Genomic DNA, 26,984 nt, shown 5'->3' on the forward strand with positions numbered 1-26,984 from the left:
CGAATGTGGCGCAGTTGCCGGTGATTACTGTAAGTGCAGAACAAAGTACAACTGAAGGAACAGCTTCATATACAGCCAAAAGTAGCAGTACCTCAACCAAGCTGAATCTATCGCATCGTGAAACACCACAAACGGTCAAAGTGTTAACCCGTGAATATTTAGATGACAAAAACATTGATTCCTATCAACAACTCATAGATCAAATAACAGGCGTCACACTTATACGTTATGATACTCGAGGAACCCCTTCTTCAAGAGGATTTAGTACGAATTATATGCTATTTGATGGTAATCCGCTGGGAGTGCAGACTCTTCACTGGATGTTGCAGATTTTAGTCTTACCATTTTTGACCGTATCGAGGTTGTCAAAGGAGCCAATGGTTTAATGACAGGTGCAGGTAATCCGGCAATGGGGATGAATTTTATCCGTAAGCGTGCCAACTCCAAGGAGTTAACTGGTTCATTGGAGCTATCGGGAGGTTCATGGAATGATTATAGTAGCACTGCCGATTTATCTTTTCCCTTAAACAGTGATGGTTCAATCCGCGGACGAACTATATTTAGCTATCAGGATAAAGATTCTTTTCAGGACGTACGTCACACGACCAGAAAAACGGCTTATGGCGTAGTAGATATGGATTTAACCGAAGCTACTTATCTATCATTAGGCCTCAGTTATCAGGATGCAGAACGATATGGCGTAACATGGGGAGGTTTACCTGCATTTTATAGTGATGGCACACGTACCAATTTTGACCGTTCTACCAATGTAGGGACCGACTGGACAGAACGTAGTTACTCCCGAACCGCTGTATATGCCGATTTTAAACAGGAATTATGGAATGGAATTAGTTTTAATTTAAACGGTATCTATGGTCAGTCCAAAACTTGGGGAAAAATGTATAGTGCTGGTAGTGCAGTTGATAAGACAACAAATTTGAGTACAACCAACTCAAGTACATCAGCCAGAGAGAATAATGATAATGACCTAAATATGGATGGTCATTTTAAAATTCCATTTAATTTATTTGGATTAGAGCAAGAAGTCTTATTTGGAGCCAGCTTTAATCGATATGAAGTCGAAGATGATCTTTCAGCAACCATCACTCTAACTTATCCTACTGTTGATTTTAATAACCCTAACTATAATCCAATTGTTTCAATTGCACCTTATAATGCGAGCTCTCCAAATACAGTGACTCAGACAGCTACCTACTTTGCTAGCAAACTACATATATTTGAACCGTTAAAAGTCGTTGCGGGTGCTCGTTTTTCCAATTGGAAATATGAACAAGATAATGGTGTAGGGAATCGTAAATTCAATGATCAATTTACCCCGTATTTTGGAGTGATTTACGATTTTCTGCCAGATCACTCATGGTATGCCAGTTATACCGATATTTTTACTCCTCAAAATCGCAAAGAACAAAATGGTCAATATCTTGACCCAATTACTGGTAAACAATATGAAACAGGAATTAAAAGTGACTGGTTTGATGATCGTTTGCATACCTCATTATCTGTTTTTCAGATCCAACAGGATAATACTGCCGAAGCGATTGATAACGTATATGTAGTAAACACGACTGATCAGGCTTATCGAGGAGTTGATGGTGTTAAAAGTAAAGGCTTTGAGCTGGAAGTTGATGGTGAAATAACGGATAGCTGGCACATTAATTTTGGTGTTGCCAATTTTGATGTAAAAGATGCAAAAAGTAATAAGGTTAATACAACGTATGCGAGAACGACTGCCAATTTATTTACCAAATATACTCTGGATAAATGGTCTGTCGGTGGCGGTTTAAGCTATAAAAGCAAATTTTATAGTGATGTTGCTACATATAACCAGCGTGTACAACAAGATGGCTATGTCTTAGCCAATATGATGTTAGGTTATGACGTCGATCAAAATATTAAAATCCAGTTGAATGTAAATAATCTTTTTGATAAAACCTATTATGAAACTGTAGGCTCAAGTATTATTTATGGCTCACCACGTAATGCTACATTGAGTTTGAAGTATAAGTTTTAAATCTCTTAATGTGACTATATGTGTAAATACTTAACTTTCATTTATCCTGACAAGGATAATTATAGAAAGTACCTCACATGGATGCGGCAACAATCAGAAAAATGGCTGCCAAATTGGCTAAAGGTCTAAAAGACCTAAACCAAATGACAGCAGCCTTTAAAAATTCATGATAGAAACTGTATTCAATACATAGCTTTCAGATTATCTCAGGTATTAAAAAAGATTAGATGATGATAAATTATCATTATCTACTGAATAATATTGTGCTTATCACAGTAAAATTTAAATATATTTCAATTTCTTAATATAAGTTAACAAAACAATTCGAAAAATAATGAGCTTTTTTCAATCTCGTTTGCTATGTATATAGGAACAGGAAGTTTTAAGCATATTTTTGGATTAGTGACGTTGAGATAGTAAGTCTTAAATTTTAATGCTTAGGATTTATACCTTGCGATGCAGTGCATCTCACCCTTACAACACAAATTTAATTCATGAGGAGGGCGTATCGTATACGCCCGATTTCTGGGTTTAAAAAAGATGTAGGTAAACGTCAGTTCTTATGAGGAGATTGAAATAGCCTATTTTGCTTCCGTTTTGAAAAATTAAACGTGCGTACGGCCAGCTTCAAATAGGAACCATGTACGGCGTTCTGTTTCATCAATCCAGTTTTCAATCAGACTTGATGAGGCAATGTCGCGATATTCATCGGTAACATTATGTGCTTCACGTAATTTTGCAGTGAGATTTTTATTATCTTCACGTAATTCGGCAAGCATATCCTGTGGATCGACAAAATCTGAATCATTATCCACGACACGTTGGGTGCGGCTGACATGGCCAATCGAACGTAATGTGGTGCCCCCGACTTTACGAATACGTTCTGCAATTGGATCGCTCATGGCAAATATTTGTGTGGCTTGCTCATCAAACAATAAATGATAATCACGAAAATGCGGACCACTGACATGCCAATGAAAGTTTTTGGTTTTTAAGTAGAGTGCAAATACATCTGCCAGTAGACCATTTAAGGCAGCAGAAATATCACGGGTGGCTTCTTTGGATAAATCACTTGGAGTACCTAAAGCGGTACGATGTTTTGCGATTTCATGTTCAAGTTTACTATTGTTTGTCATTGTATTGCCTCTTTTATCTTTTTAGATGATGTCTGGATATCGACATTTTTTATTTCAGGGAGAGAAATTTACCGATCAGGATAAATTTTTAATCCATGAAATATCTGTTACTTATACTAAGCCTAGTCTTATCGATAGAGGGTTTGTTTTGGTAAGCATATGTAGGCTATGTTGGGCTTTGGTATAGAAAATGTGTGATGATCTGGACTTTTATTTAGAGGGGGTTGCAACCAAAAGTTTTCAATTCTGATATAACATTTTAAAAAAGAGTTGTTATGATCATGCCTTGAGTAAATTTTATGACATGATTGGTTATGGCTGCACAATTAGAAATTAGTTCACATGGCAATGAAAAACCACTTTCACCTGCACAGCGCAAGTTCAATCGGTTGCTGAAAAAGATCGAGAAGCAAAAACAGGAATTACATGACTGGAAAGAGGCCCAACAACAGATTCAGAAACAAGCTGCACAGGAACTTTTACCTAAATATGCGCAGTGGCATCAATACCTGTTTCAGCAAGTTGAGCAATTACAGCATTATAAACAACATTACAAAGTCGCAAAAACACATTTAAGCAAACTCGATTATCTTATCGAAAATCTGGTGTATATGTTATTGCATGTAGATACCTTAAAACCACTACAATACGAGTATTTAAAGGAAATTTATAAAGATTATTCGCAGCAAGAGATAGATTTGCCTAATGCCGCTGAATTAGCTAATGAACAAATCAATGAAGAAGACATCTTGGATTTTCAAAAACAAATGATCATTGATGATTTTGCAGAGAAATTTGATATAGATCCAGCATTGATCGATTTTGACTTTGATCCTGATGATCCTGAAAGTTTTGTAGAGAAATTTGCACAGATTTTACAAGCGGATCAGCAGCAAAAACAGCAGGAGTTTATTTCACAATTCCATTCAGAAGATCAGGCGTATTTTAATAAAATGCTGGAACGTGATCGTAAAAAAGAACAAAAGAAATTGGATAAATTGAAGCTGGCACAACAGCAGGCAAAAAAATCATTAAAAAGTATTTACTTACAACTTACAGCATTAATTCATCCGGATCGTGAACAGGATGAGCAAAAGAAAATTGAAAAAACAGAATTGATGCAAAAAGTCACTGAGGCGTATAAACAAAAGGATTTATTGGCATTATTGCAAATTCAGATCGAATTAGACCAACTCAATGCCGACAATATTGGCAAATTGGCGAAACAGCAATTGGAGTTGTATAACTTAAATTTGGAGCAACAATCAGGGAAAATTCAGGAGGAAATAGAAAGTATCATTTACTCATTTGATTGGCGTAAAACGATTTCGCCTTATAAAACCAAAATTACCGTGAGTGATTTGAAATCTAAATATCGAATAGAGTTAAATGAAGTGAATCAATTTATTCGTTTGTCACAAAACCGGGTGGAATTATTTTCCAGTGCGGAATCAATCAAGGTGTTTTTACGCCATTATCGGATTGATGAAGATCAACATTTTGATCTGTATTATTAGCATATCGCAGTATCTTAAAATGGACATGCTACACTATGTGATAAATTTTTGAGTCAAGCTGTATCCATGTCCTATCAGCCGCAAGCCATTCCATTATCATTATATATTCATATGCCGTGGTGCGTCCGAAAATGCCCCTATTGTGATTTTAATTCGCACGAACTGGCAGATGGACAACTGACACTGGATCTGGAGCAGCAATATTTACAGGCACTGGTTGAGGATTTTCGTTCACAACTGCAATTTGTGCAGCAGCGCAGTATTCAGAGTGTATTTATTGGTGGCGGTACACCATCGTTAATTTCTGCAACAGGCTATCAATGGCTGTTTGACCAACTCCGCCAACTTACAGCATTTTCCTCTGATTGTGAAATCACCATGGAAGCCAATCCCGGTACACTGGAACATGCACCATTTGAACAATATCTAAAAGCAGGGATCAACCGACTTTCGATTGGTGTACAAAGTTTTAATAGCGAGCATCTGGAAAAGTTGGGACGTATTCATAATGCGGAAAATGCCCGGTCTGCGATTGCCAATGCTGCCTTGGCAGGCTTTAAACGTATCAATGTTGATTTGATGCATGGTCTACCGCAGCAAACCTTGCAACAGGCATTATTTGATCTGCAAACAGCGATTGATCTGGGTGCAACGCATATTTCCTGGTATCAACTGACCATTGAACCTAATACCGTCTTTTATCGTTCACAACCGACTTTACCGAACGACGAGGTGTTGGAGCAGATTCAACAACAGGGCGAGCAAGTATTAAGTCGGCATGGCTTTTATAATTATGAAGTATCGGCTTGGGCCAAGGAGTTACCAAGTCGGCATAATCTGAATTATTGGCAATTTGGCGATTATCTGGCAATCGGTGCAGGGGCACATGGCAAAGTTTCTTTGCAAGACGGTATTTACCGCTTTCAGAAAACCCGCTTGCCAAAAGATTATCTGGCAAAAAGACCTGCTGATCATTTGCAATTCAAAAAAATTGCAGAGGATGAAATGCCATTTGAATTTATGATGAATGCTTTGCGTTTAACTTCCGGCGTGGCGAGTGCGTATTATGCGCAAAGAACAGGTCAGGATTTGCAACGGTTACAACCGATATTGAATCAGCTTCGAGAAAAGCAATTATTATTGCCTGATGCCGAACAACTGGCGTGTACCGCATTGGGTAGAATGTATTTAAATTCGGTACTAGAAGATTTTTTATGAATGTATGCCATTGATCAGCGACAATAAAAAAACCTCCCATCAAAAATGATGAGAGGTTTTTTAGAATTCTGGTGGGTCGTCCGCGGCTCGAACGCGGGACCAACAAATTAAAAGTCTGCTGCTCTACCAACTGAGCTAACGACCCCACAAGATCAAAACTTAAGATGGTGGGTCGTCCGCGGCTCGAACGCGGGACCAACAAATTAAAAGTCTGCTGCTCTACCAACTGAGCTAACGACCCTGAACAAACATTCAAACGTTGTTTGAATGTGCAGTGCAAGAAAAGAAGAAGTCTTCTAGCACCATCTCGTTTTGATGCTGCGTATTGTAGCAATTTATTTCGTGAACACAAGGAAAAATTAAGGTTTTAGGATATATTTGGCTATAAATAAGCCATCTAAAGCCGGATTTTTGCACTTAAACATCTGATTCGACTTTTGATCTCAAATCTAGAGTAAAAATCAGACCCGGAATGTTTTTATACAGGCCGGGTTTAGCGTGGATATTTAAAAGCGATATTTAGATGCTTGAATATCTTTAAAAATTTCAGGCGTGATTTCGCAATATTGATTTTCTCCGGGTAATAAAGCATATAACGTTTCATTACAGGCTTGCGGATCAAAGGCTTCATCTTTTAGCTTGTTTTTGGAATATTTAAAAGTGGCGGTGGTTTCAACCTGTTGCTGAATGCGTAAAAACACAGGAACGGCATAGGCCGGTAATTCAGCCTTAAACTGGCTTGCCATCTGCACCAAGTCCTGCTCATCAAGCGATTGCTGATCTTTGAGGGTGATGGCTGCCATGCCTGCACGTCCATTGGTATTGGGAATCTCTACGCCATACACCACGGCTTCTGAAATTTTAGCGTAGTCTGCAACGATATTTTCGACTTCTGTGGTGGAGACGTTTTCACCTTTCCAGCGGAACGTATCGCCTAAGCGGTCAACAAATTGTGCATGACGGAACCCAATATCCCGTACCAGATCACCCGTATTGAAGTAACTGTCTCCTGTTTTAAAGACGTCTTTAAAAATAACGGCTTTATTTTTTTCGGAATCGGTATAACCGTCAAATGGGCTACGAGAGGTGATTTTTCCGAGCAATAAACCTGTTTCGCCGGTTTTGACTTTTTGGCAGAAACCATTTTTGTCACGGATTGGCGCATTCGTTTCTTTATCAAATTTGATGATGGCATAAGGTAGGGGTGAAAAACCGACGGTATTGTCAAAATTAAACAGGTTGCTGAATCCAATATTACCTTCACTTGAAGCATAGAGTTCCAGTACTTCTTCAATGCCAAAGCGTTGTTTAAAGTCATTCCAGATATTGGGACGCATACCATTGCCAATCATTTTGGTAACGCGATGCTGGCGTTCTTTTTCCGAAGGGTCTACGTCTATCAGATAACGGCAGAGTTCGCCGACATAACCAATGGCAGAGGCATTATATTTTTGCACATCATTCCAGAAATTGGATCTGGAAAATTTACGCCGAATAGCGAAAGCCGCCTGACCTGCGATGACACCACACCAGCACACCACCATACCGGTTGCATGATAAAGCGGTAATGTCGAATACATGACATCATCTGCATTTAGATTGAGAATATGACCATAAGTGCCATAAGCCAATGTCCAGCGACCATTGCTAAATACCACTGCTTTGGGTAGACCGGTTGTTCCTGAGGTATAGATATAGAACAATCCATCATTCGCATAGACATGTTTTGTGGTGGGTGGATTGAATTTTGCGTAAGCGGAGATTTTCTCGGCAAGATTGCTAAAGAAGGTCGGCGCCTTGCCTGCATCCTGTTGGGTAGCCTGATCGGCAAACCAGTAAAAACGATCGGCTTTGAGATGCAGTTGTTCACGAATATTTAAGATCGCATCTTGGGTTTCCTGTCCTGCAACCAAGGCAATCGGTTTGACCAGATTAATGCTGTGGGTCAGTACCTTATTGGTTTGAGAGGTATTGACCAGTGCACTAATGACACCGATTTTTGCCAGCCCCAGAATGGTTGCAATCAGTTCTGGACGGTTTTCCAGCATGACGGCAACGACATCTCCTTTTTTGGCACCGATAGAGAGGAAATAATAAGAAATTTGGTTCGCCCATTGGTTTAAGGCATCGTAGGAAAATTTTTGCTCTTCATATAAAAGTGCTGTGCCTGAAGGATTTTTTTGTACTGCTTTTTCAAAAGCCCATGCCAAGCCCGTAGGTGTGGTTGCTTTGCGTAAGTAAACTTGGCGTAAACCATCTAAAATATGTGGCAGTTTCCTTGCAACACCTGGAACACGCTTAACAACGTCCGTTATACCAATGACTTCATGCTTAGCACTTGGGTTCATACTGAGAGTTCCTATCTATTCTTTTATATACCAATACTTGAATTTTAAAAACCTGACCATTTTATACAGAAAATCAATCCTTAAAATGACGGAAAGTGACGAAAGAGTTACTCACTGGTCAGGTTGTAGACTATAAAAAAACCTAGTCAAGGTCATTGACTAGGTTGTTTGGCATTAGAGGCAATTATGCATCTGTTACTGGGGGTGTTTTTTTCGGTGGACGTCCACGGGGACGACGAGGGCGAGCTTTGTCATCCTCTACTTTCACTTTACGACTACGGGTCGTTTTGGCTTTGCTTTCTTCAGGCGCTGCTTCAGCTGTTGTTTCTGGCTGAGTCTCATCCAAAGCAATTTCAACCTGAGCTGTTTGGTCCGCAGTATCCGTTGAGGTCGCAGCAACTGGTTCTGCATCTACAGGTGTTTCTGTCACGTCACTTGCTTGCTGTGTTGCAACATCAGGAGACGTTAAGGCGAAGTCCTGTTCGGCAGGTGCATTATCGACTGTCTCAACCTCTGCAATAGTTGCTGTTTCTGCAATGTTTGATTCAGCAGGTGTTGTCGTTGCCGGTTCAACAGTTGCTTTTACCTGAGCTTGTGCATCTGCCAACAGTGCTTGTTTGGCCTGACGACGACGTTCGCGTGGGTCATTGGCAACACGAGAACTTGGTGTTGGTGGTGTTAAAGGCAAGGCTTCAACCGGTTCCGGATTGACCTGAGTCGCCAGCTTGACATCGCGTGTTACAGGTTGTTGAGGTTGCTGATCTTCTTCACTTTCCTCAACGGTCGCAACCACAAAACTTTCAAGGTGCTTTTGCAAGGCACGATTAAAGGTCGGGATCAGACCAAACTGATCAATAAAGATTTTACTGTCTTCATTGAAAACCAGTTGAATCAGACTGCCTACATTATACTGAGCAAGACTTGCCAGTGCCTGTGGTGTTAATAATGCAGCCTGAGCCTTTTTGTTGGCTTGTGCAGCACGTTTTTCTGCTTTAAGACGGCGACGTTCACGTGGATCATTGATGGCACGTTTCGGTTCCGACTGATCCACTTCTGCCTGTTTCTCTGTTTTTGCAGCTGCGACAGCAGTTTCTTTTGGTACTGCTGACGACTGGACTGCATTTTCAGTGACTGGCGCAGTTGATTCTGCAATCACAACAGTTTTGGCTTTTGCAACAGGACGTTTATTTTCCTGTGTTTTAGCTTCAGATCCTGCATGCGTTGCACTGCTATCGGATTGACCGAGTGCCAAAATTTCTGTTTGAGCCGTATCAAGATTGACCAGCAATGCCGTAGGTAAAATTTCCGGCTTGGTCTGTTCGATAATATGCACCTGAACGCCATGATCCTGTGATAGACCTTGTGACTGATCCTGTAAATGGTCTTCAGCTACCGGCGTTGTCTGATTTGCTTGCGCTAAAACAGACTGATCACGATGACGCTGTGGACGAGGCGGACGACTTTGATTGCGTTCACGACGTGGCACACCCACATGTTGCTCTTGTTGCTCCGCCCCATGATTTTGCTCATTCGGGCGTTTGTTGTTACGGCGTTGGTCTTTATTGCCATTGTTGTTTTGACGAGGCTGTTCCTCTAGCACTTGTGCTGCGACAGGTGCTTGTTCAAAACGCTGCTCACGCTGATCGATGCGAGGTTCACGCTGTTCATTGCGTTGTTCAAAACGTTGCTCATTGCGAGGTTCGCGCTGATCGCTACGAGGTTCTTTACGGTTACGCTTATCTTTACGACGAGGTTGACGTTCTTCCTTGTCATGTTGTTCTATGTCGGCTGTCACTTGAGGCGCAGTTGCTTGCTGACCCAGATAGGCATTGCCGTAATCGGTATCTGGTGTGGCAGATGCAGGTGCAGCAACTGGTGTGGCGATTTGACCGTATTGTCCACGACTTACTGCGCCATTATTGACCAGTTGTTCAATGGCTGCGGCAGCATGTTGAGCAGTACGACTTTGATCAACGGTTTGAGCCTGTTTTTGTACAAATAGGTTTTCCAGCCATGCGCATGGGCTGGCAGAAGGCGCTTTACTTTTTACGACTGTGGGTGTTGCAGCTGGTTGTGCTGCGGTGGCAATTTTTGGTGCAACAGGCTGTTCTATTGCTGCTGGTGCAGCTTCATGCAACTGTTCTTCGATGTGCCAGCCAGTAGATTCGTAGCCTAGATCTTTTTCGCTGGAACGTGTAGCCGCAGTACGTTCATAACTGGTTGGGGCAAACCCTTCCGGATTGTACTGGATTTCGTAATGCGGGGTTTCCAGATGCGGATGTGGCAATACGGTGACACGTACACCGGAGGTTTGTTCCAGATAAACGATGCTGTGACGTTTTTCATTTAACAAGAAGGCTGCAATTTCAACCGGAACTTCAACCTGTACTTCACCGTGACGTTCACGTAATGCAATCTCTTCTACTTTACGCATAATCGACAGAGAGAGCGAGCGCAGATCACGCACCATGCCGGTACCGTGACAGCGTGGACAAACATAACCGGTGGCTTCTTCCAATGACGGACGTAAACGTTGACGGCTCATTTCCATCAAACCAAAACGGGACAATTGTCCGAATTGAATACGGGCACGATCACTTTGAGTGGCTTCACGCAGTTTGGCTTCAACCATGCGTTGATTGCGCTCTTTACCCATGTCGATAAAGTCGATCACAATCAGGCCACCCATATCACGCAAGCGCAATTGACGGGCAATTTCTTCGGCAGCTTCAAGATTGGTATTAAGTGCAGTATCTTCTACATCCTGACCACGGGTTGCCTTGGCAGAGTTAATGTCAATTGCCACCAGCGCTTCGGTTTGGTCAATGACAATCGAACCACCGGACGGTAATTTCACTTCACGTTCATAAGCAGTCTGGATTTGGCTTTCGATGGCAAAATGGGCAAACAAGGGCTCATTTAAGGTATAGGTTTTAAGTTTATCCAATTGACGTGGCATGACTGCTTTGACAAAGTTATAGGCTTCGTTATAGGCATTTTCACTGTCTATCAGGATTTCTGCGACATCATCACGCAGATAATCACGAATTGCACGTGTTACCACACCGGCTTCCTGATGCACCAGCATCGGTGATGTCCCAGCTTTTGCGGTGCTTTGAATTTGTGCCCAAAGATCCAGCAAATGCTGTAAATCAAGCTGCAATTCTTCCTTGCTGCGGCCAATCCCTGCGGTACGTACAATCACGCTCATACCTTTGGGGATATCCAGCGCAGCCAGAATTTCTTTTAGCTCTTCACGAATTGATCCGGAAATCTGACGGCTGATGCCACCCCCTTTGGGATTGTTTGGCATTAATACCAAATAGCGACCAGCAAGTGAAATGAAAGTAGAGAGTGCAGCACCTTTGTTGCCACGTTCTTCTTTTTCCACTTGGACCAGTAATTCTGTCCCTTCGGTAATCAGTTCACGGATATTGTGGTTGTGGCGAGGATCACCATTTAAATAAGAATTGGCGATTTCTCTTAAAGACAAAAAGCCCTGACGTTGTGCGCCATATTCGACAAAAACGGCTTCTAAAGAGGGTTCAACACGGGTCACATGACCCTTGTAGATGTTGGCTTTTTTCTGTTCTCTTGTACGGTTTTCCAAGTCAAAATCGTATAAGCGATTGTCAGTGACAAGTGCAACACGAACCTCTTCGGCATGTGTTGCATTAATCAACATACGTTTCATGGGTGTAATACCTTCTAGTGATATACACCAACAAATTGGCAAGGTGGCGCAAATGCCTAACAGACTCAATTATCGATAATTTGGGTAATTGAGCTTAGGGTGGATTTTGAACATATCATGATGTCAAAGCCACAATAATCATTGAACCTCAAGCTACCTGAATATTCACTGGTAAACATGCTGTATATAAGGTGATCTAAATGGTGATCTTTCGCAATGCTATATCTTATTTGTCATCTATTCATGGCATTCTCATCATGAAATAGGCGTATGGCAGCAGACCTTAATATATCGTTTCGAGTTACCTGAATATCTCTCTAGGGCGCAATTTGTGTGATGCAATCAGTTTACATATAAACTAACAAGATTGTTGTTAGCGACAATTTGTACGGAGCAATATGATTTGTGCGATTAATTTGCAAAAAACACAAACACATCACCAATTTGCCGATATAATTTGCCCTCGGCAAAGGCATATTCTTTGAGGACCGACACGCAATCTTATGTGCATCATTTAATCGCTTAAAAGTCGATTAAGTCACGAGATGGACTGTTACGCTGGTATCCGTGCGCTGAATATAGCAAATGCTTCACCATCTGCCTATGGGGTAGATCCTTTTTTTTAAACATAAATGCTGTTTATTTGTTTAGAAAATATCCAAAAATGAATTTTTTAGAGCAATAGACCATATGACTGAATCCAAACCTTCCCATTCTGATCAACCTTGGCAGAATGTCACCTGGTTTGATGTGACAGAACATCAAGAGGGGCAGAGAATTGATAATTTTTTATTTAGTCGCCTCAAGGGTGTACCGAAAAGCAGGATTTATCGATTGATTCGGGAAGGCGAAGTGCGTGTGAATAAAAAGCGCATTAAAGCTGATACCAAGTTAAATATTGGTGATCAGATTCGGGTTGCACCGATTCGGTGTAAACAGACAAATAGCCAACAGGCCAGTACCGAACAACAGCCGCCGATTGGAGACAAAATCGCAAAGGGCTTGCTTGATCGTATTGTTTTTGAAGATGAAGGTCTGATTGTGGTGAACAAGCCTTCCGGTATTGCCGTACATGGCGGCAGCGGTGTTGCCTATGGTTTGATCGAAGCATTGCGTCATGCAACAGGGAAAAAATATCTGGAGTTGATTCATCGTATAGACCGGGATACTTCCGGGCTGGTGATGATTTCCAAAAAGCGCAGTGTGCTCAAAGCTTTGCAGGACGATTTGCGTGCGCATCGTATCAAGAAAACCTATGCTGCGATTGTGAAAGGTGTGGTGACCATGGATGAGCAATTGATTGATGCCCCCTTGTTGCGTTATGAACTTGCCAATGGTGAGCGTCGTGTTCGAGTCGCCAAAGACGGTAAACCCAGCCAAACCGAATGGCGTGTAGCGGAGCGCTTTAAACAGGCAACCTTGATTCATGCCTCACCTTTATCCGGACGTACCCATCAGATTCGTGTCCATGGTTTAAGTATTGGCCATCCATTGCTGGGTGATGATAAATATGGGCATCAGACGCCGTTTCGTGCAGTAGAACCACGGCGGTTATGCTTACATGCCAAGCGCTTGCAGATTCCGGGTTATCCTGTGATCGAAACAGCTTTACCCGAAGATATGCAAAATGTGCTTGCGCAATTACGAAAACTTTAGACAGGAACAACAGGTGAACGCAGGGTCTGATTTGGGTGATTTTAGTGTGATGGATTTTGATTTAATCGTATTTGACTGGGATGGTACGCTCTATAATTCGGTTGGTCAGATTGTCAACAGCCTGCAATTTGCAGCACAGCAATATCAGCAACCTTTAACGGATGATGCCGCAAAAAGTGTGATTGGTTTGGGGCTGCCGGAGGTAATGCAGACTTTATTTCCAGATGTCCCGCATTTACAGCAGAATATTTTGGAAGCGTATTCTGCCCATTATGTGGAAAATTCCGGACAGGATGCATGGTTTGATGGCGTAGCAGAGTTACTGCATGGCTTAAAAAAACAGCATAAAAAACTGGCCGTGGCGACAGGCAAAAGCCGTAAAGGTCTGGATCGGGTTTTACATCACACCGCGAGTCTGGATTTATTTGATGTGACCCGCGCCGCCAGTGAAACACGTTCCAAACCTGATCCATTAATGTTACGACAGATTCTGGCAGCAACAGGTATTACAGCTGATCGGGCGATCATGATTGGCGATACCAGTTATGATCTGCATATGGCACAAAATATCGAGATGCCAAGAATTGGCGTGAGTTATGGTGTACATTCGGTTGATGTGTTGACACAGTTTAAGCCGCTTGCGATTGCCGACAATGTTCAGCAATTACATCAACTCTTATTATCTGATTGATGAATGGATTAAATGCGATGATAACTTCGTGTATTGACAGGTATCATTATGCTGCTGGTTCACACTGTGTATGATCAAAAAAATCTGCCTGAGTTTTGCATCAAGATCAATTTTTATTTGAAATTCGCTATCATTTGGGCAGATAATTCCACAAATTTTTGATGTTCCTGACTATGTCCATTTCTAAAGATATTTCGCTTTCTGCTATTGTTGCAGGCTTTATTGCTGTGGTAATCGCTTATGCCAGTTCTGCGGTCATTATTTTTCATGCTGCACAAATGGGGCAACTGTCGACATTGCAAACCGCGTCATGGCTGGCTTCCGCCTCACTGGGCTGTGGTGTGGTAACGCTGATTTTAAGTCTAAAATTAAAAATGCCGATTATTACTGCATGGTCTACACCGGGTGCTGCATTACTGGTGACCGCATTACCCTTATATTCCTTGAGTGAAGCGGTAATGGCCTATATCGTTTCGGCGGTTTTGGTGATTATTTTTGGGGTAACAGGACTATTTCAAAAAGTGATGCAAAAAATCCCGATGAGTATCATTGCTGCCATGCTGGCGGGGATTTTATTACAGTTTTGCTTGCAGGCATTTATGCAGATTCAATTGCAGCCCGTTTTGGTTCTGTTAATGTGCATCACATATTTTATTGCGAAATTGCTTTTACCCAAATATTCCATTGTATTGACCTTATTGGTCGGGATTGCAATTGTTTTACTACAAAATGATCTGGCATGGTCCAGTATTTCATGGGCAGTTGCACAGCCGGTCTGGACCACACCGACTTGGTCATTGTCTGCGATTTTTGGTATTGCCTTGCCTTTATTTATTGTGGCGATGACCTCGCAAAATGCCAGTGGACTGGCGGTCATGCAAACGTCCGGCTATCAAGCACCAGAATCCAAACTGATTACCTATACTGGCGTGGCTTCATTATTGACTGCGCCATTTGGTTCGCATGGTGTGACATTATCTTCGATTACTGCTGCCATTTGCACCAGTCAGGATTGCCATCCTGATGCCTCGAAACGCTATATTGCAGGTTTAAGCTGCGCATTTTTTTATTTTCTGTTTGCGGTTTTTGCGCAAAGTATGGTGCAGCTCTTTGCACTGGTACCCAAAGCATTTGTGGTTGCAATTGCTGGCTTGGCATTATTTTCTGCCTGTAGTCATGCCTTAAAAACGGCATTGTCCGAGATGCAACATCTTGATGCGGCGATGTTGACATTTATGGTGACGGCATCCGGTTTAACGCTGTGGGGCGTTGGATCTGCATTTTGGGGATTATGTGCCGGCATTGCGTTATATCTATTAAAGCAGGTGATTGATTTACGTAGCCATACATAGACGATCATACTTAAAAGATCATACATAACATATGCTGCTCTATACAAAAAATTGGATTAGACTAGAGAGAAATATCACACTTTGAATCCCTATAAAACAGATATGACCACAACACCTGCTAAAATAGAAAAAACACATTCCAGTCGTATCGTTGTATATGCCGCTTTGGCTGGAAATTTTGCCATTGCCATTGTCAAATTTATTGCCGCTTGGTGGACCAATAGTTCGGCCATGCTCAGTGAAGCCATTCACTCTTTGGTGGATACTTTAAATGAAGTGCTGTTATTGCATGGCTTAAAGAAATCCGAACGTGCACCTGATGCCACGCATCCTTTTGGATATGGGCGTGAACTGTATTTCTGGGCATTTATTGTGTCCTTAATGGTGTTTGCCTTGGGATCAATTGTGTCTATTTATCAGGGTGTGCACCATATTTTAAATCCGGAAGAAATCAAGGATCCTCTGGTGAACTACATTGTGTTGGGTATCGCCATGTTGTGTGAAGGCACGTCATGGGGCGTAGCACTGAAAAATTTCCGTAAGGAAAAAGGCAAGCTTGGTTATTTTGAGGCTTTTCGGCGTAGTAAAGATCCCACTACTTTTACCGTGTTATTCGAAGATTCCGCAGCATTGATTGGTTTAACGATTGCCTTGGTTGGTATTGCCGCCAGTCAGATTTTTAATCTACCGATGCTGGATGGTGTTGCATCTATTTTGATTGGTGTGGTGTTGGCGATTGCTGCAACCCTATTGGCACGGGAAACCAAGGGGTTATTACTTGGTGAAAGTGCCGATCCAAAATTACGCAATCATTTAATGTTGATCGCTGCCGAAGATGAAGCGGTGTTAAATGCCAATGGCGTATTGACCGAACAAATCGGTGCACATCAGGTACTAGCATTGTTAAGTCTGGAATTTAAAGATAGTCTGACCAGTGACGATATCGAAAATTGTATTAATCGTATCGAAACTGCTGCCAAAACAGCGCATCCGGAAATTGTCACCTTGTTTATCAAACCACAAACCCAAAAAGTCTGGTTGCAACGTATGCAGGGGCGACTGGAGCAATAGCATTATCATTCCCATAGCAGTTGGTTTATCTTATGACGAAAAATAGCAACAGCACAGATCAGCATTTGCAATATAGGCTATCTACTCAAAGCTGTATTCGGCATACCTATATTCGCTTAAACAATGCGTATGAAACATCGGACCATTGCACTGGTGATGAATTTCATAATCTTGCGCCACGTCCGGAATATCAAACGCTTAGCAATATTTTAAAATGGATTGCGACACGACATAAAAGCAAATCGACATGGCTGGCACAGGAAAATGCTCCACAATCTGATTTGCCTCAGCAATGTGATGCTGCCGAAATTACAGATTGGCAAGTCTATTTTATTGGCCATGCCACGGTATTGTTACAAATTGGCCGCTATAATTTTTTAACCGATCCGGTGTGGTGTGATTATGTCAGCCCACAACAGGGCAGTGGCCCCAAACGCTTTCGTCCGATGGGACTTGCACTGGAACAATTGCCAAAGATTGATGCAGTGTTACTGAGTCATAATCATTATGACCATATGGATCTGGCCACGTTAAACTGGCTGGTAGACCGTTTTGATATGCCGATTTATACAGGTCTTGCCAATGGACAATATTTGCCCAAACATTTTAAAGTGATCGAAATGGATTGGTGGCAACAGCAATATTTTGGTGATCAGGGTGAATTAAATATCGTGTATGTTCCCTCACAACATGGTTCTGGTCGGGGCTTAAGAGATCAGAATCAGGCATTGTGGGGCGGCTTTTCGATTTTATCTGATGCCGGACATGCCTATTTTGCTGGAGATGCTGCATATAGCGAGCATTTTAAACAGATTGCTGCGAGACTAACGCCGCCGAAATTGGCATTATTACCCATCGGTGCCTATGAGCCGCGTCGTTTGATGCAATACTTGCACATGAATCCTGATGATGCAGTCAAGGCACATCTGGATTTACAGGCCGAGCAGAGTGTGGCAATTCATCATCGTATGTTCCAACTGACCGATGAAGAGATGTTTGCACCCGAACAGGATTTACACACGGCCTTATGTCATTATCAAGTGCCAGAGCAGCAATTTGTTTGTCTTGAAGAAGGACAGATGATTCAAGTCTAGGCGATAGATAGCATGAAATAGGATGTGTTATGCCGAAAAATTACGCCTTACTGATACATCGGACGGTCTTCACTTAAGGTAATGAGACCCCGAATACAGCGATACACATGCCAGATCCATGCAATCCCCACAATGCTCAAGCCGAGTAAGGGGGTAGCACTCCACCAAGGTGAATGATAGACAAACACCACCAGACAAACACAGGCAATGGCAACAACATTCCAGAATAAATACCACCAGAAACTACGGATTTGCCAGATAAAATGGCTTTCCAGCGCAGTACCTTTGACTGAATCAAGCTTGATATAATTGATAATAATGGCAATGATCGACAAAATCCCAGCACTGAAAATCGATGCAATATAAAGTGCGTAAAGCACATAAGTCAGTGTTTTATTGTCTTGAGAACCAAAGTTTTGATGATTCATCTCTTGTAGATCTCTGTTTTGTATCGTGTCCATGAGGATTGACCTTGATTATATTAAATACTCTTGTGCAAATACTGCAAAAGCAATTAAAACAAGGTTTAAGACAATCGACAGTGCAAAATAGGTTTTAAATGGTTGTTTTTGTGTCTTATGACGAAAATGTTGCCGTGCAAACCATGCGGCTGTCCAGCCGCCCAACACATTCATCAATAATAAATGCTGCTCGGAAATCCGAAAATCACCATTTAAAGCCGCCTGTTTATCTTTCTGATAGAGCCAATAGGTATAGGCATTGATTAGCATAATGATCATTATGCTTAGCATTGGCAGTTTGCCAAAAGAAGACAGCACAAAAAGTGCAACCCAGTAGATCAGCATGAGTATATACATTGGATGCCAAGCATTTTTTTTGCTCTGTTTTGAAGCTGAAGCTGCGCTTTGTTTACCTTTTACTTGCCCAGCCTTGACATAACTGACATTGATGGCTTGCGGGCGAGATTGATTGTCCAACCCAAGATCATATTCCACCACACAGCCCTGAATCGGGCGAGGGCCGGAACGCTGAAAACTTTTAATATGTAAAAATACCCGTTGATGTTTTGGATCGCTAATACCCTGAATAAAGCCATAACCCTGTTCATCATGCCACTCTACCAATCGCCCCTGATACCGTGCCATTAGATGTTGTACTCCTGTGTCAGGCGATTGATCAGCATCAAGCGCATTTCTTGCGGATCTTTTTGCAAAATATCACTGCCGGTCCGGCCTTCTGCCTGATTGCGCTCTGCCACTTGTAGTCGTGATAACCAGAAGCGACATGCTGCCATGGCCAGATAAATGTTCAGGCAGGCTTTTTCATCTGTGCTAAGCGGACGGATCTGTTGATAGGCAGTCATAAAGGCTTGTGCTTTGTCATTGTCTAGACTGACATCGGGAAAATTGCTACAAAAATCATTGAGCGTAATACTGATATCCAGTAGTAATTCATCACCATTTAATTCGGAAAAATCCAGAATCCCGGTCAGTTGATCTCCGACATACAAGGTATTGTCACGGAATAAATCGGCATGGATTAATCCTTTGGGACGATCCGGAAACTGCGCTTGAGCCGTTTCAAATTGTCTAAATACCCGATCTAGCAATTGCTGGTCATCTGCGGACATGCGTTGATATAAGGTTGTTGCAGTTTTTTGCCACCAGACTTGTCCATGATTATTTTCACGTTCCAGCGGAAAGTTTTGCAGTGCCAGATGCATTTTTGCCAATGCTTGTCCGATTGCTGCGACTTGTGCAACTGTTGATGGAATCGGATGCCCGCCTGCTAGACGAGGTGCGATTTGTGCGGGTTTATCTGCAATAAAATGAATGGCTTCACCATCATATTTTAAAGGTACAGCGACAGGTAGATGCTGCTGACCCAGATGTTGTAATGCCGGAATCAATTCGGAAGCAGCCGCTTTGTCCAGTTCCTCAAAAACGGTCAGTACATATTGCTTATTATCCTGAGCAGTTAAAAAATAATTGGTATTTTCAATGCCGCCCTGAATGGGCTGGATCTCAACAATGTCTAATCCAAAGTCTTTGGCAAAGTGTTGTACTTGTTCAAGGCTAAGTTGTGTATAAACCGACATAATGAAGAAAACCTGCGGACAAATAAAAGATTTTTGTTAGAATAACGCCTTATTGTCATAAGTTGTAGCTTTCCTGACAATTTATCAAGCATCTCTATAGCGTTTGGACGAAATTATGCTAGCAAAACGAATTATTCCATGTTTAGACGTCGATAATGGTCGAGTGGTCAAGGGCGTCCAGTTTGTCGATATTCGTGATGCAGGTGATCCGGTCGAAGTGGCCCGCCGTTATAATGAACAGGGTGCCGATGAAATTACTTTTCTGGATATTACCGCCACACATCATGGTCGGGATACCACCTATCGGACTGTCGAACGCATGGCAGAAAGTGTTTTTGTACCGTTAACTGTAGGCGGTGGTGTGCGTAAAATCGAAGATATTCGATTGCTGTTAAATGCTGGCGCAGATAAAGTCAGTATTAATTCGGCTGCGGTATTTAATCCGGAGTTTGTTGCTGAAGCTTCCAATCGTTTCGGTGCGCAGTGTATTGTTGTCGCGATTGATGCCAAAAAAGTTGCCGACAATAAATGGGAAATATTTACCCATGGTGGGCGTAAACCAACAGGTATTGATGCCATAGAATGGTCGGTGAAAATGGCCGAACTCGGTGCTGGTGAGTTACTGGTGACCAGTATGGATGCCGATGGTACCAAGGCTGGCTATGATCTGGGATTGATGCGTACCATTAATGATCGTGTCACGATTCCAACCATTGCATCTGGCGGTGTTGGCAATTTACAGCACTTGGCGGATGGGATTTTAAAAGGCGGTGCAGATGCCGTGTTAGCGGCCAGTATTTTCCATTTTGGTCAGCATAGCATTCCGGAAGCCAAAGCTTATCTGGCAGCACAAGGGATAGAAATGCGTTTATAAAAAGATGGAATGCTAAAAAAGTTAATTCTATATAAGATGAGTAATAAACATTTGCTACGTGGAAAGTCATTTGCATTGTTCGAGGCAGCATAGCATCTTTAAGATACTGTTGTGTGATGAATTAGGTAGAAATAGGTATTGGACGAGTTTGCAAACGACAAATGGTTTTGCCTACTTTTCCCGAAAGAAAAGTAGGTCGAACCTGAACAAGATTGAAATATATTTCAATCGCAGTACAAGACGAAGTGGGTTATTCCAATAATTGGCTTTTAAACAACAAGACACCGCCTTAATGGTGTTACTTTTTTTCAAAATATTGTTTAATTATTTATCTTGAGCTGATATTAAAAAATTACTTAATCATGATGTTGGGTTTTTATTGCTGTTCCTTACCCCCAACGACCTTATACAGTAAAGCGCCAATCACACCACCAATGATCGGTGCCACCCAGAATAACCACAATTGACCTAATGCCGCAGTTTCGGCAAAGAAGGCAACACCGGTACTACGTGCAGGGTTTACCGAAGTATTGGTGACCGGAATACTGATTAAATGAATTAAGGTCAATGCCAGACCAATGGCAATCGGTGCAAAACCTGCTGGTGCACGACGGTCGGTTGCCCCTAAAATCACAAATAGAAAACCCGCAGTTAAAACAATTTCAATAATTAATGCTGATAAAAGGGAATATTTACCAGGAGAAAGCTCGCCATAGCCATTAGAGGCAAAACCGCCTGTACCAGCAAAACCAGCCTGACCCTGAACAATTAGATAAAGAATAAATGCCGCAATGATGGCACCAATCACTTGAGCAACAACATAAGGTACAACCTGACCGGCTTGGAAGCGTCCGCCAGCCCATAATCCCACTGTGACAGCCGGATTAAAATGTCCACCCGAAATATGGCCCACTGCATATGCTGCGGTGAGTACCGTTAAACCAAATGCCAGTGCGACACCGGCAAAGCCAATCCCAAGTTCTGGAAATGCTGCTGCAAAAATAGCACTACCACAACCACCAAATACCAGCCAAAATGTCCCGATAAACTCTGCTAAATACTTATTCATCATTTTTCACCCGAATAAAATCAAATTGAGATGTGTTTTAGTTTTAAAATGCGAGTTTAGCATGTGTAAAACATTAAATAATTCGCATTTTCATGTATCTTATCCAAGATAAATGATTTAAAAAAGCAAAATTGTTGAAAATTTATACTCACATTGTTTGGGGTAAAAAAATAGTGCTGTTTTTTTCATCAAATCTTCATAACAATTTGGTAGTTTTTCATACAAAGAATTTTATTAAATTCAGTTTGATCATGAGGTGTGCTATGGGGCAAATAATCTATAGCTTAGACGATATTAAAGACTGCTATTTAAACTTTCTACAGAAATCGGATTGCCCAAAAATAGAGAATTTAACCAATTGGGGGCGCAATAGATTCTTTTTTAACACCTATTTTACGGTAAAACACTGTCATCATACATCGAGTAAAATATGGATAGAATTTAACGCCAAAACATATGATCTTGATATTGCTCAGGCACCGGATTTTTTAGATCAACGCAATTATATTGCATGGTTACAGCAACATTTTTTACACGCCTAATGTTTTAAAGGTGAATTAGCTAAAAAACATACTTATCTAAGAATTCATGGTTTAAAAACCAATTCTCTAATAATCAAGGCTTTTTCTGCCAGAAAGGATTATCAACTTCTTCTGCATCTTCGGGCGGTGTTAATTTTTCGGGTAATGTTTGTTGTTCCAGATAATCAACCATTTCGTTCAGTAGCTGTTGTAATTGTTTGGCATAGTGCAAACCTTGTTGATCAAGGGTGATTTGCAGACTGCCATAAATCGATAAGCGCTCACCCTGATTTTCCAGTGTGAGATTATCGATCGTGCGACTGCCTGTTGCATCTTTAAAGGGTGTAAAATCCATGGCATTCTCGAGTTTAACTTCTGTTTGGGACTATTCCTGTTGTTTTAACCAACGCAGCAAAGGCAATAAGATCTTATTGAGATTGGAGAGTTTGTCTTGCTGTTGATTGATCTGATCCAACTGTTCATCTATTGGCGATGTATTCGGATTCTGTTGCACTGAGGGTATCGCTAAATCTAAACCAGAAGTATAATTTTTTCCAACGATAAATTGTTTTTGTGTGGCTTTGATTTGATCCGCCGAAATATCTGGCGCACATTGACTGATCAGATCATTTTGCAAAAATTTGGGCTGTTGATTGGCCTTAACCTTTCTGGCTTGCATGGGCAAAGCATAGACCTGCCGTTTAGTGTTTTCGGCGGCTTGCGGGAAAATATTAATGCCGATGGCTTCTTCTAATGCACAAATGCTGATGAGTTTTGCACTACGACTGTTATCGTTGCTGGACAAATACGCACTCGCCATACCGATTCTAGGAAAATAAACTGCTTTATAGACATGACTCGGAACAAGGACTGCATGTCCTTTTTTAATATATTTTACTTTGGCATTTAAATAAGCAGGTCCGGTTACCACGTAGGCATCCAGTTTATACTTACTGACCATGGCCCGTGTGGCTTCTTCAATTTCACGCCATGTATTTTGGTTATTGTCAGGCGCTTGCGGAATGATATTGGCAAGGGAAAAGCTGTCATATTGTGAGACTTTATCGCCCATATCGCCATTGGGTGCCATATGCCCACGATCATAACCAGAACCGCGATAATCTTCGAGTAATGCACGGGCATTTACGGGTAATCTTGCTTCAATATGGAAATTATCTTCACGTTTGATTTTTTGCGCTAAACGCTGTGGCGTAAGTTTTTCTGCGACCCATAATGGTGTTTTGGAAATACCAGAGTAGTTTAAACTGAAGCCTTGATAGCACAGAGGATAGGTTTGATTTTTTAATTTCGGATTGATCAGTTCGGGTGCGGCTTCCTGATGAAATTGATTTAGACATAAATCTCGATTGAAACTGAAAATATTGCCACTACTCTGATTGGTCATCTTCCAGCTAAAAAATGCAAGCACCGGGACAAAAACAGAAATAAGACGCTTTTTTAAAACCATTGAATAGCCAAAAGAATAAAAGTTACAAGAATGCTGTGTTGCCCGAATCTTAGCAATCAAAGTTTACGCTGTATATGAACAAGTCCTGTTTTTCTTACAAGATCATTACAGGTGTTATGAATTTGAACAACCTGAAACCAACAAAGTTCACAAAGCAGTGCTTTACCGTACTCACTCAATAGAGATGCTACACCGCTCTGGAAACTGGAAATATTGATCCAATGTGACAAAAACGTCCGGAATGGTGTTCGAGAAAACCCGTTAAATATACTTCTCTCTTTACCCGAATTTTCTCATATGGCCTCTTAGCATGACTCAATCATTGATAAAAAGGAGATGATGATGACCAAAATACATTCAGGACTGGTTTCAATTGCAACCATGGTCTGTGCAAGTGCTGCTTTTGCAGAACCCCCTTTGCAGCCTGGCGATACTTTAGAAAGTTTGGCTCAGGTTAAAGTTGAAACCACCATCAATGGACAGCCCGGTTCACTGGAACAGATGGGTATTCCAAAACAGGTCATTGCACAAGCAATTGCGCAAAATGCAGTGATTGACATACAAAATCAAACCTTAATCGCTGCATCAAGCATAGCACATGCTGGTGCTGATGACTCACTGGCACAGCATACACAACCTTCATCAACCGATATTCAGGCACAGGCAGAAAATCCTGTGGTGGTCAGCGATGACCCAAATGTTGTGGCACAGTATGAACAGCAACAATTGGCAGATGAATCGCAACACCTTGCAGCACAACATGCAAATTCTGATTCCGCTATAGTTGCTGAGACAGATTCAACTGCATTGGCACAAAGCGAACCACAACCATTGGCAGACGAATCGCAACATCTTGCAGCACAGAACACTGGTTCAGATCCATCAGTAGCGGCTGAAGTAGATTCAACTGCACTAGCACAAAGTGAACAGCAACCATTGGCAGACGAATCACAACACCTTGCAGCACAACATGCAAACTCCGATTCCACTGTAGTTGTCGAAGCAGATCCAAATATGGTAGCGCTTCAACCCAATCAGCAGATTGATCAAGATAGCGCCGCTGCAATACCAGAGCAAAGCCTAGAGCAAATTGATCCAAATGCACAGGCTGTCCCTGCGCAAAGTGAACAAATGGATAATACGCAACAATACGGTGATACTGAATCAGGTTTACCTGAACCATTGCAGTAAATTTTTGATTTTGAAAAAAGCCTGTTTTTACAGGCTTTTTATTGGTCTAAATTTCGATTTGGGTACCGAGTTCGACCACACGATTGGTTGGGATTTGATAGAAATCACTAACAGGGCTGGTATTACGCTGCATGGAAATAAACAATTTTTCACGCCATGGTGCCATGCCTTCGCCAACTTTGGAAATCACCCGATCACGGGAAATAAAGAAGCTCATTTGCATCATATTAAATTCGATATCCAACTCATGACATGCCTGTTCTAAAGCTTTTGGAATATTAGGTTCATCTTTAAAGCCATAATACACTACGATTTTAATAAAACGTGGATTTAAGCGATCAATATAAAGCCGATCCTGATCGGTCACATACGGGACATCTTGCGTCACAACATTAATTAAAAAATTCAGCTCATGCAGGATTTTATTGTGTTTAAGATTATGCAGCATCGCATGTGGCACAATCTTAGGTGTGCTGGTCATAAAAATTGCCTGTCCCTTGACGATTTGTACATTGTCACCCAGATGCTTGATAAATGTTTCCAGTGGTAAGGCATCTTTTTCTAGTTTGGTAAACATCAGCTCACGACCACGTTTCCACGTCATCAACAAAGTAAATACTACGGCACCAATTGCAATCGGCACCCAGCCACCGGCAATAATTTTAAAGGCTGTAGAGCCGACAAAGATTAAATCGACCACAAAAAAAGGTGTCATCACCAAGATGGTTTTTAGTAAAGACCAACGCCAGTATCCATACGCCAATAAGGCGATTAATACGGTGCCACACAGCATGGTCATGGTGACAGCAACACCATAGGCACTGGCAAGACTTAAGCTGTCTTCAAACAATAAAATCAGAATAAATACCGAAATAAACAGTGTCCAGTTTAAAAAAGGCACATAAATCTGCCCTTGTTCGGATTCCGAGGTTTGTTGAATCGATAAACGCGGTAGGTAACCAAGCTGAATGGCCTGTTTTGCCATCGAAAAAACCCCGGTAATCACTGCTTGAGATGCAATAACCGCTGCCAGCGTTGCCAATCCGATCATGGGATACAAACCCCATTCTGGCACCATGAGATAAAATGGATTTTCGATGGTTGCCGGGTTACGTAATAATAATGCACCTTGTCCGGCATAATTTAATAATAAACACGGCATGACAATAATAAACCAGGCCATACGAATAGGCAGTGCGCCAAAATGTCCCATATCGGCATAGAGCGCTTCACCACCTGTAATGGTGAGAATGACTGCACCCATAGTAAAAAACGCCACTAAAGGCTGATGCCATATAAATTCGACTGCCCAGTGTGGACTCACCATAGTCAGCACAATCGGTGTTTGCACGATACTGTAAATACCCAAAAATCCCAGACTTAGAAACCAGAGCAGGGTGATCGGACCAAAAAATTTGCCCATCACCGCTGTACCGTGTCGTTGTACCAAAAATAATGCTGCCAGAATACCGATGGAAATTGGCACAATCCAGTCATTAAAAATAGGTGTAGCAATGCTGAGACCTTCAACCGCAGATAACACCGAAATTGCTGGTGTGATAATGCCATCGCCAAAAAACAAAGAGGCACCGATAAAACCAATGGCGATCAGTACAATCTTATATTTCTCAATAAATCCCTTGGCACGCAAATTCAATGCAAGCAGCGACATGATGCCACCTTCACCATTATTATCGGCCCGCATGATAATACTAATATATTTGATGCTGATGGTGAGCGTCATACACCAGAAAATCAACGATAAGATGCCTAGAACACTTTGGGTCGAAACAGCGATGTGTGCCGCAGCAAAACATTGTTTGATCGCATAAAGTGGACTGGTTCCGATATCACCAAATACGACACCAAGTGCAGCCAGCGTAATCGCAGGAAGTGCGGTTTTTTTAACGTGATTCATCTTTTTTTAAAGGTCAGCTTCGGTATTTTTGCGCAATGTTAGCATTGTTTTCACTTTTAACGTGTAATTCACTTG

The 26,984-nt window shown here is 41.8% G+C and carries 22 protein-coding genes and 2 tRNA genes; 12 read left to right on the plus strand and 12 right to left on the minus strand.

Annotated features, from left to right (window positions below):
• Positions 1–5 precede the first annotated feature (5 nt).
• Positions 6–386, plus strand: coding sequence for a TonB-dependent receptor plug domain-containing protein (locus tag CRO21_RS13720; RefSeq protein ID WP_097079886.1), 381 nt, complete (start codon positions 6–8; stop codon positions 384–386).
• On the plus strand, positions 356–2,032 hold the full coding sequence (locus tag CRO21_RS13725) for a TonB-dependent siderophore receptor (RefSeq protein ID WP_265734867.1): 1,677 nt from the start codon (positions 356–358) through the stop codon (positions 2,030–2,032). Before CRO21_RS13720 ends, CRO21_RS13725 begins: the two co-directional genes overlap by 31 nt.
• A gap of 605 nt (positions 2,033–2,637) precedes the next feature.
• On the opposite strand, the gene CRO21_RS13730 is transcribed toward CRO21_RS13725, so the two are convergent.
• Positions 2,638–3,168 carry a Dps family protein gene (locus tag CRO21_RS13730; protein WP_097079888.1) on the minus strand — a complete coding sequence of 177 codons (531 nt, stop codon included), beginning with the start codon at positions 3,166–3,168 and terminating at the stop codon, positions 2,638–2,640.
• A gap of 314 nt (positions 3,169–3,482) precedes the next feature.
• On the opposite strand from CRO21_RS13730, the gene CRO21_RS13735 reads away from it, so the two are divergent.
• Complete coding sequence (locus CRO21_RS13735; protein WP_097079889.1) at positions 3,483–4,685, plus strand: hypothetical protein; 1,203 nt, start codon at positions 3,483–3,485, stop codon at positions 4,683–4,685.
• Positions 4,686–4,751: 66 nt separating this feature from the next.
• Entirely contained in the window at positions 4,752–5,903 is a 1,152-nt protein-coding gene (gene hemW / locus CRO21_RS13740) for a radical SAM family heme chaperone HemW (protein ID WP_097079890.1), read from the plus strand.
• A 69-nt stretch (positions 5,904–5,972) separates the two neighbouring features.
• Here hemW and CRO21_RS13745 read toward each other — a convergent pair.
• From CRO21_RS13745 to CRO21_RS13760, 4 genes are all read right to left on the minus strand, one after another.
• Positions 5,973–6,048: transfer RNA gene (locus tag CRO21_RS13745), tRNA-Lys, on the minus strand.
• A 20-nt stretch (positions 6,049–6,068) separates the two neighbouring features.
• Positions 6,069–6,144, minus strand: a tRNA-Lys gene (locus CRO21_RS13750).
• Positions 6,145–6,409: 265 nt separating this feature from the next.
• Positions 6,410–8,251 carry a long-chain-acyl-CoA synthetase gene (locus CRO21_RS13755; RefSeq protein ID WP_097079891.1) on the minus strand — a complete coding sequence of 614 codons (1,842 nt, stop codon included), beginning with the start codon at positions 8,249–8,251 and terminating at the stop codon, positions 6,410–6,412.
• A gap of 184 nt (positions 8,252–8,435) precedes the next feature.
• Entirely contained in the window at positions 8,436–11,945 is a 3,510-nt protein-coding gene (locus CRO21_RS13760) for an Rne/Rng family ribonuclease (protein WP_097079892.1), read from the minus strand.
• Positions 11,946–12,635: 690 nt separating this feature from the next.
• Here CRO21_RS13760 and CRO21_RS13765 point away from each other — a divergent pair.
• The 5 genes from CRO21_RS13765 (at position 12,636) to CRO21_RS13785 (ending at position 17,809) form a co-directional block, all read left to right on the plus strand.
• Complete coding sequence (locus CRO21_RS13765; protein ID WP_097079893.1) at positions 12,636–13,601, plus strand: RluA family pseudouridine synthase; 966 nt, start codon at positions 12,636–12,638, stop codon at positions 13,599–13,601.
• A 49-nt stretch (positions 13,602–13,650) separates the two neighbouring features.
• On the plus strand, positions 13,651–14,292 hold the full coding sequence (locus CRO21_RS13770; protein ID WP_097079923.1) for an HAD-IA family hydrolase: 642 nt from the start codon (positions 13,651–13,653) through the stop codon (positions 14,290–14,292).
• Positions 14,293–14,465: 173 nt separating this feature from the next.
• A complete protein-coding gene (locus tag CRO21_RS13775; RefSeq protein WP_171294055.1) occupies positions 14,466–15,644 on the plus strand; it encodes a benzoate/H(+) symporter BenE family transporter in 1,179 nt (392 codons plus the stop codon).
• A 102-nt stretch (positions 15,645–15,746) separates the two neighbouring features.
• Entirely contained in the window at positions 15,747–16,715 is a 969-nt protein-coding gene (locus CRO21_RS13780) for a cation diffusion facilitator family transporter (RefSeq protein WP_097079924.1), read from the plus strand.
• Between the two features lie 32 nt (positions 16,716–16,747).
• On the plus strand, positions 16,748–17,809 hold the full coding sequence (locus tag CRO21_RS13785; protein WP_097079895.1) for an MBL fold metallo-hydrolase: 1,062 nt from the start codon (positions 16,748–16,750) through the stop codon (positions 17,807–17,809).
• A 47-nt stretch (positions 17,810–17,856) separates the two neighbouring features.
• Here CRO21_RS13785 and CRO21_RS13790 read toward each other — a convergent pair whose 3' ends face one another.
• Genes CRO21_RS13790 through CRO21_RS13800 form a run of 3 tightly spaced genes read right to left on the minus strand, consistent with a single transcriptional unit; the run spans position 17,857 to position 19,868 of the window.
• A complete protein-coding gene (locus CRO21_RS13790) occupies positions 17,857–18,237 on the minus strand; it encodes a DUF4870 family protein (protein ID WP_097079896.1) in 381 nt (126 codons plus the stop codon).
• Between the two features lie 48 nt (positions 18,238–18,285).
• Positions 18,286–18,915, minus strand: a complete 630-nt coding sequence (locus CRO21_RS13795) for a DUF1294 domain-containing protein (RefSeq protein ID WP_097079897.1) — start codon at positions 18,913–18,915, stop codon at positions 18,286–18,288.
• Positions 18,915–19,868, minus strand: a complete 954-nt coding sequence (locus tag CRO21_RS13800; RefSeq protein ID WP_097079898.1) for a homoserine kinase — start codon at positions 19,866–19,868, stop codon at positions 18,915–18,917. The genes CRO21_RS13795 and CRO21_RS13800 overlap by 1 nt, the downstream gene beginning before the upstream one ends.
• Positions 19,869–19,983: 115 nt before the next feature.
• Here CRO21_RS13800 and hisF point away from each other — a divergent pair, with 115 nt between their 5' ends.
• Positions 19,984–20,742, plus strand: coding sequence for an imidazole glycerol phosphate synthase subunit HisF (gene hisF / locus CRO21_RS13805; protein WP_097079899.1), 759 nt, complete (start codon positions 19,984–19,986; stop codon positions 20,740–20,742).
• Positions 20,743–21,118: 376 nt separating this feature from the next.
• Here the strand turns inward: hisF and aqpZ are convergent, their stop codons facing one another.
• On the minus strand, positions 21,119–21,811 hold the full coding sequence (gene aqpZ / locus CRO21_RS13810; protein ID WP_097079900.1) for an aquaporin Z: 693 nt from the start codon (positions 21,809–21,811) through the stop codon (positions 21,119–21,121).
• A gap of 263 nt (positions 21,812–22,074) precedes the next feature.
• On the opposite strand from aqpZ, the gene CRO21_RS13815 reads away from it, so the two are divergent.
• Positions 22,075–22,353: a hypothetical protein gene (locus CRO21_RS13815; RefSeq protein ID WP_097079901.1), complete on the plus strand. Its 279-nt coding sequence runs from the start codon at positions 22,075–22,077 to the stop codon at positions 22,351–22,353.
• 73 nt (positions 22,354–22,426) lie between these two features.
• Here CRO21_RS13815 and CRO21_RS13820 read toward each other — a convergent pair whose 3' ends face one another.
• Together CRO21_RS13820 and CRO21_RS13825 are read right to left on the minus strand one after the other, a co-directional pair.
• Entirely contained in the window at positions 22,427–22,687 is a 261-nt protein-coding gene (locus CRO21_RS13820) for a hypothetical protein (protein ID WP_097079902.1), read from the minus strand.
• A 30-nt stretch (positions 22,688–22,717) separates the two neighbouring features.
• Positions 22,718–23,800, minus strand: coding sequence for a DNA/RNA non-specific endonuclease (locus CRO21_RS13825; RefSeq protein WP_097079903.1), 1,083 nt, complete (start codon positions 23,798–23,800; stop codon positions 22,718–22,720).
• Between the two features lie 342 nt (positions 23,801–24,142).
• On the opposite strand from CRO21_RS13825, the gene CRO21_RS13830 reads away from it, so the two are divergent.
• Positions 24,143–24,991: a hypothetical protein gene (locus CRO21_RS13830; RefSeq protein ID WP_097079904.1), complete on the plus strand. Its 849-nt coding sequence runs from the start codon at positions 24,143–24,145 to the stop codon at positions 24,989–24,991.
• A 46-nt stretch (positions 24,992–25,037) separates the two neighbouring features.
• On the opposite strand, the gene CRO21_RS13835 is transcribed toward CRO21_RS13830, so the two are convergent.
• Entirely contained in the window at positions 25,038–26,909 is a 1,872-nt protein-coding gene (locus CRO21_RS13835; protein ID WP_097079905.1) for a potassium transporter Kup, read from the minus strand.
• Between the last annotated feature and the right edge of the window lie 75 nt (positions 26,910–26,984).

This window comes from Acinetobacter puyangensis, from assembly GCF_900096995.1.
GTDB lineage: Bacteria > Pseudomonadota > Gammaproteobacteria > Pseudomonadales > Moraxellaceae > Acinetobacter > Acinetobacter puyangensis.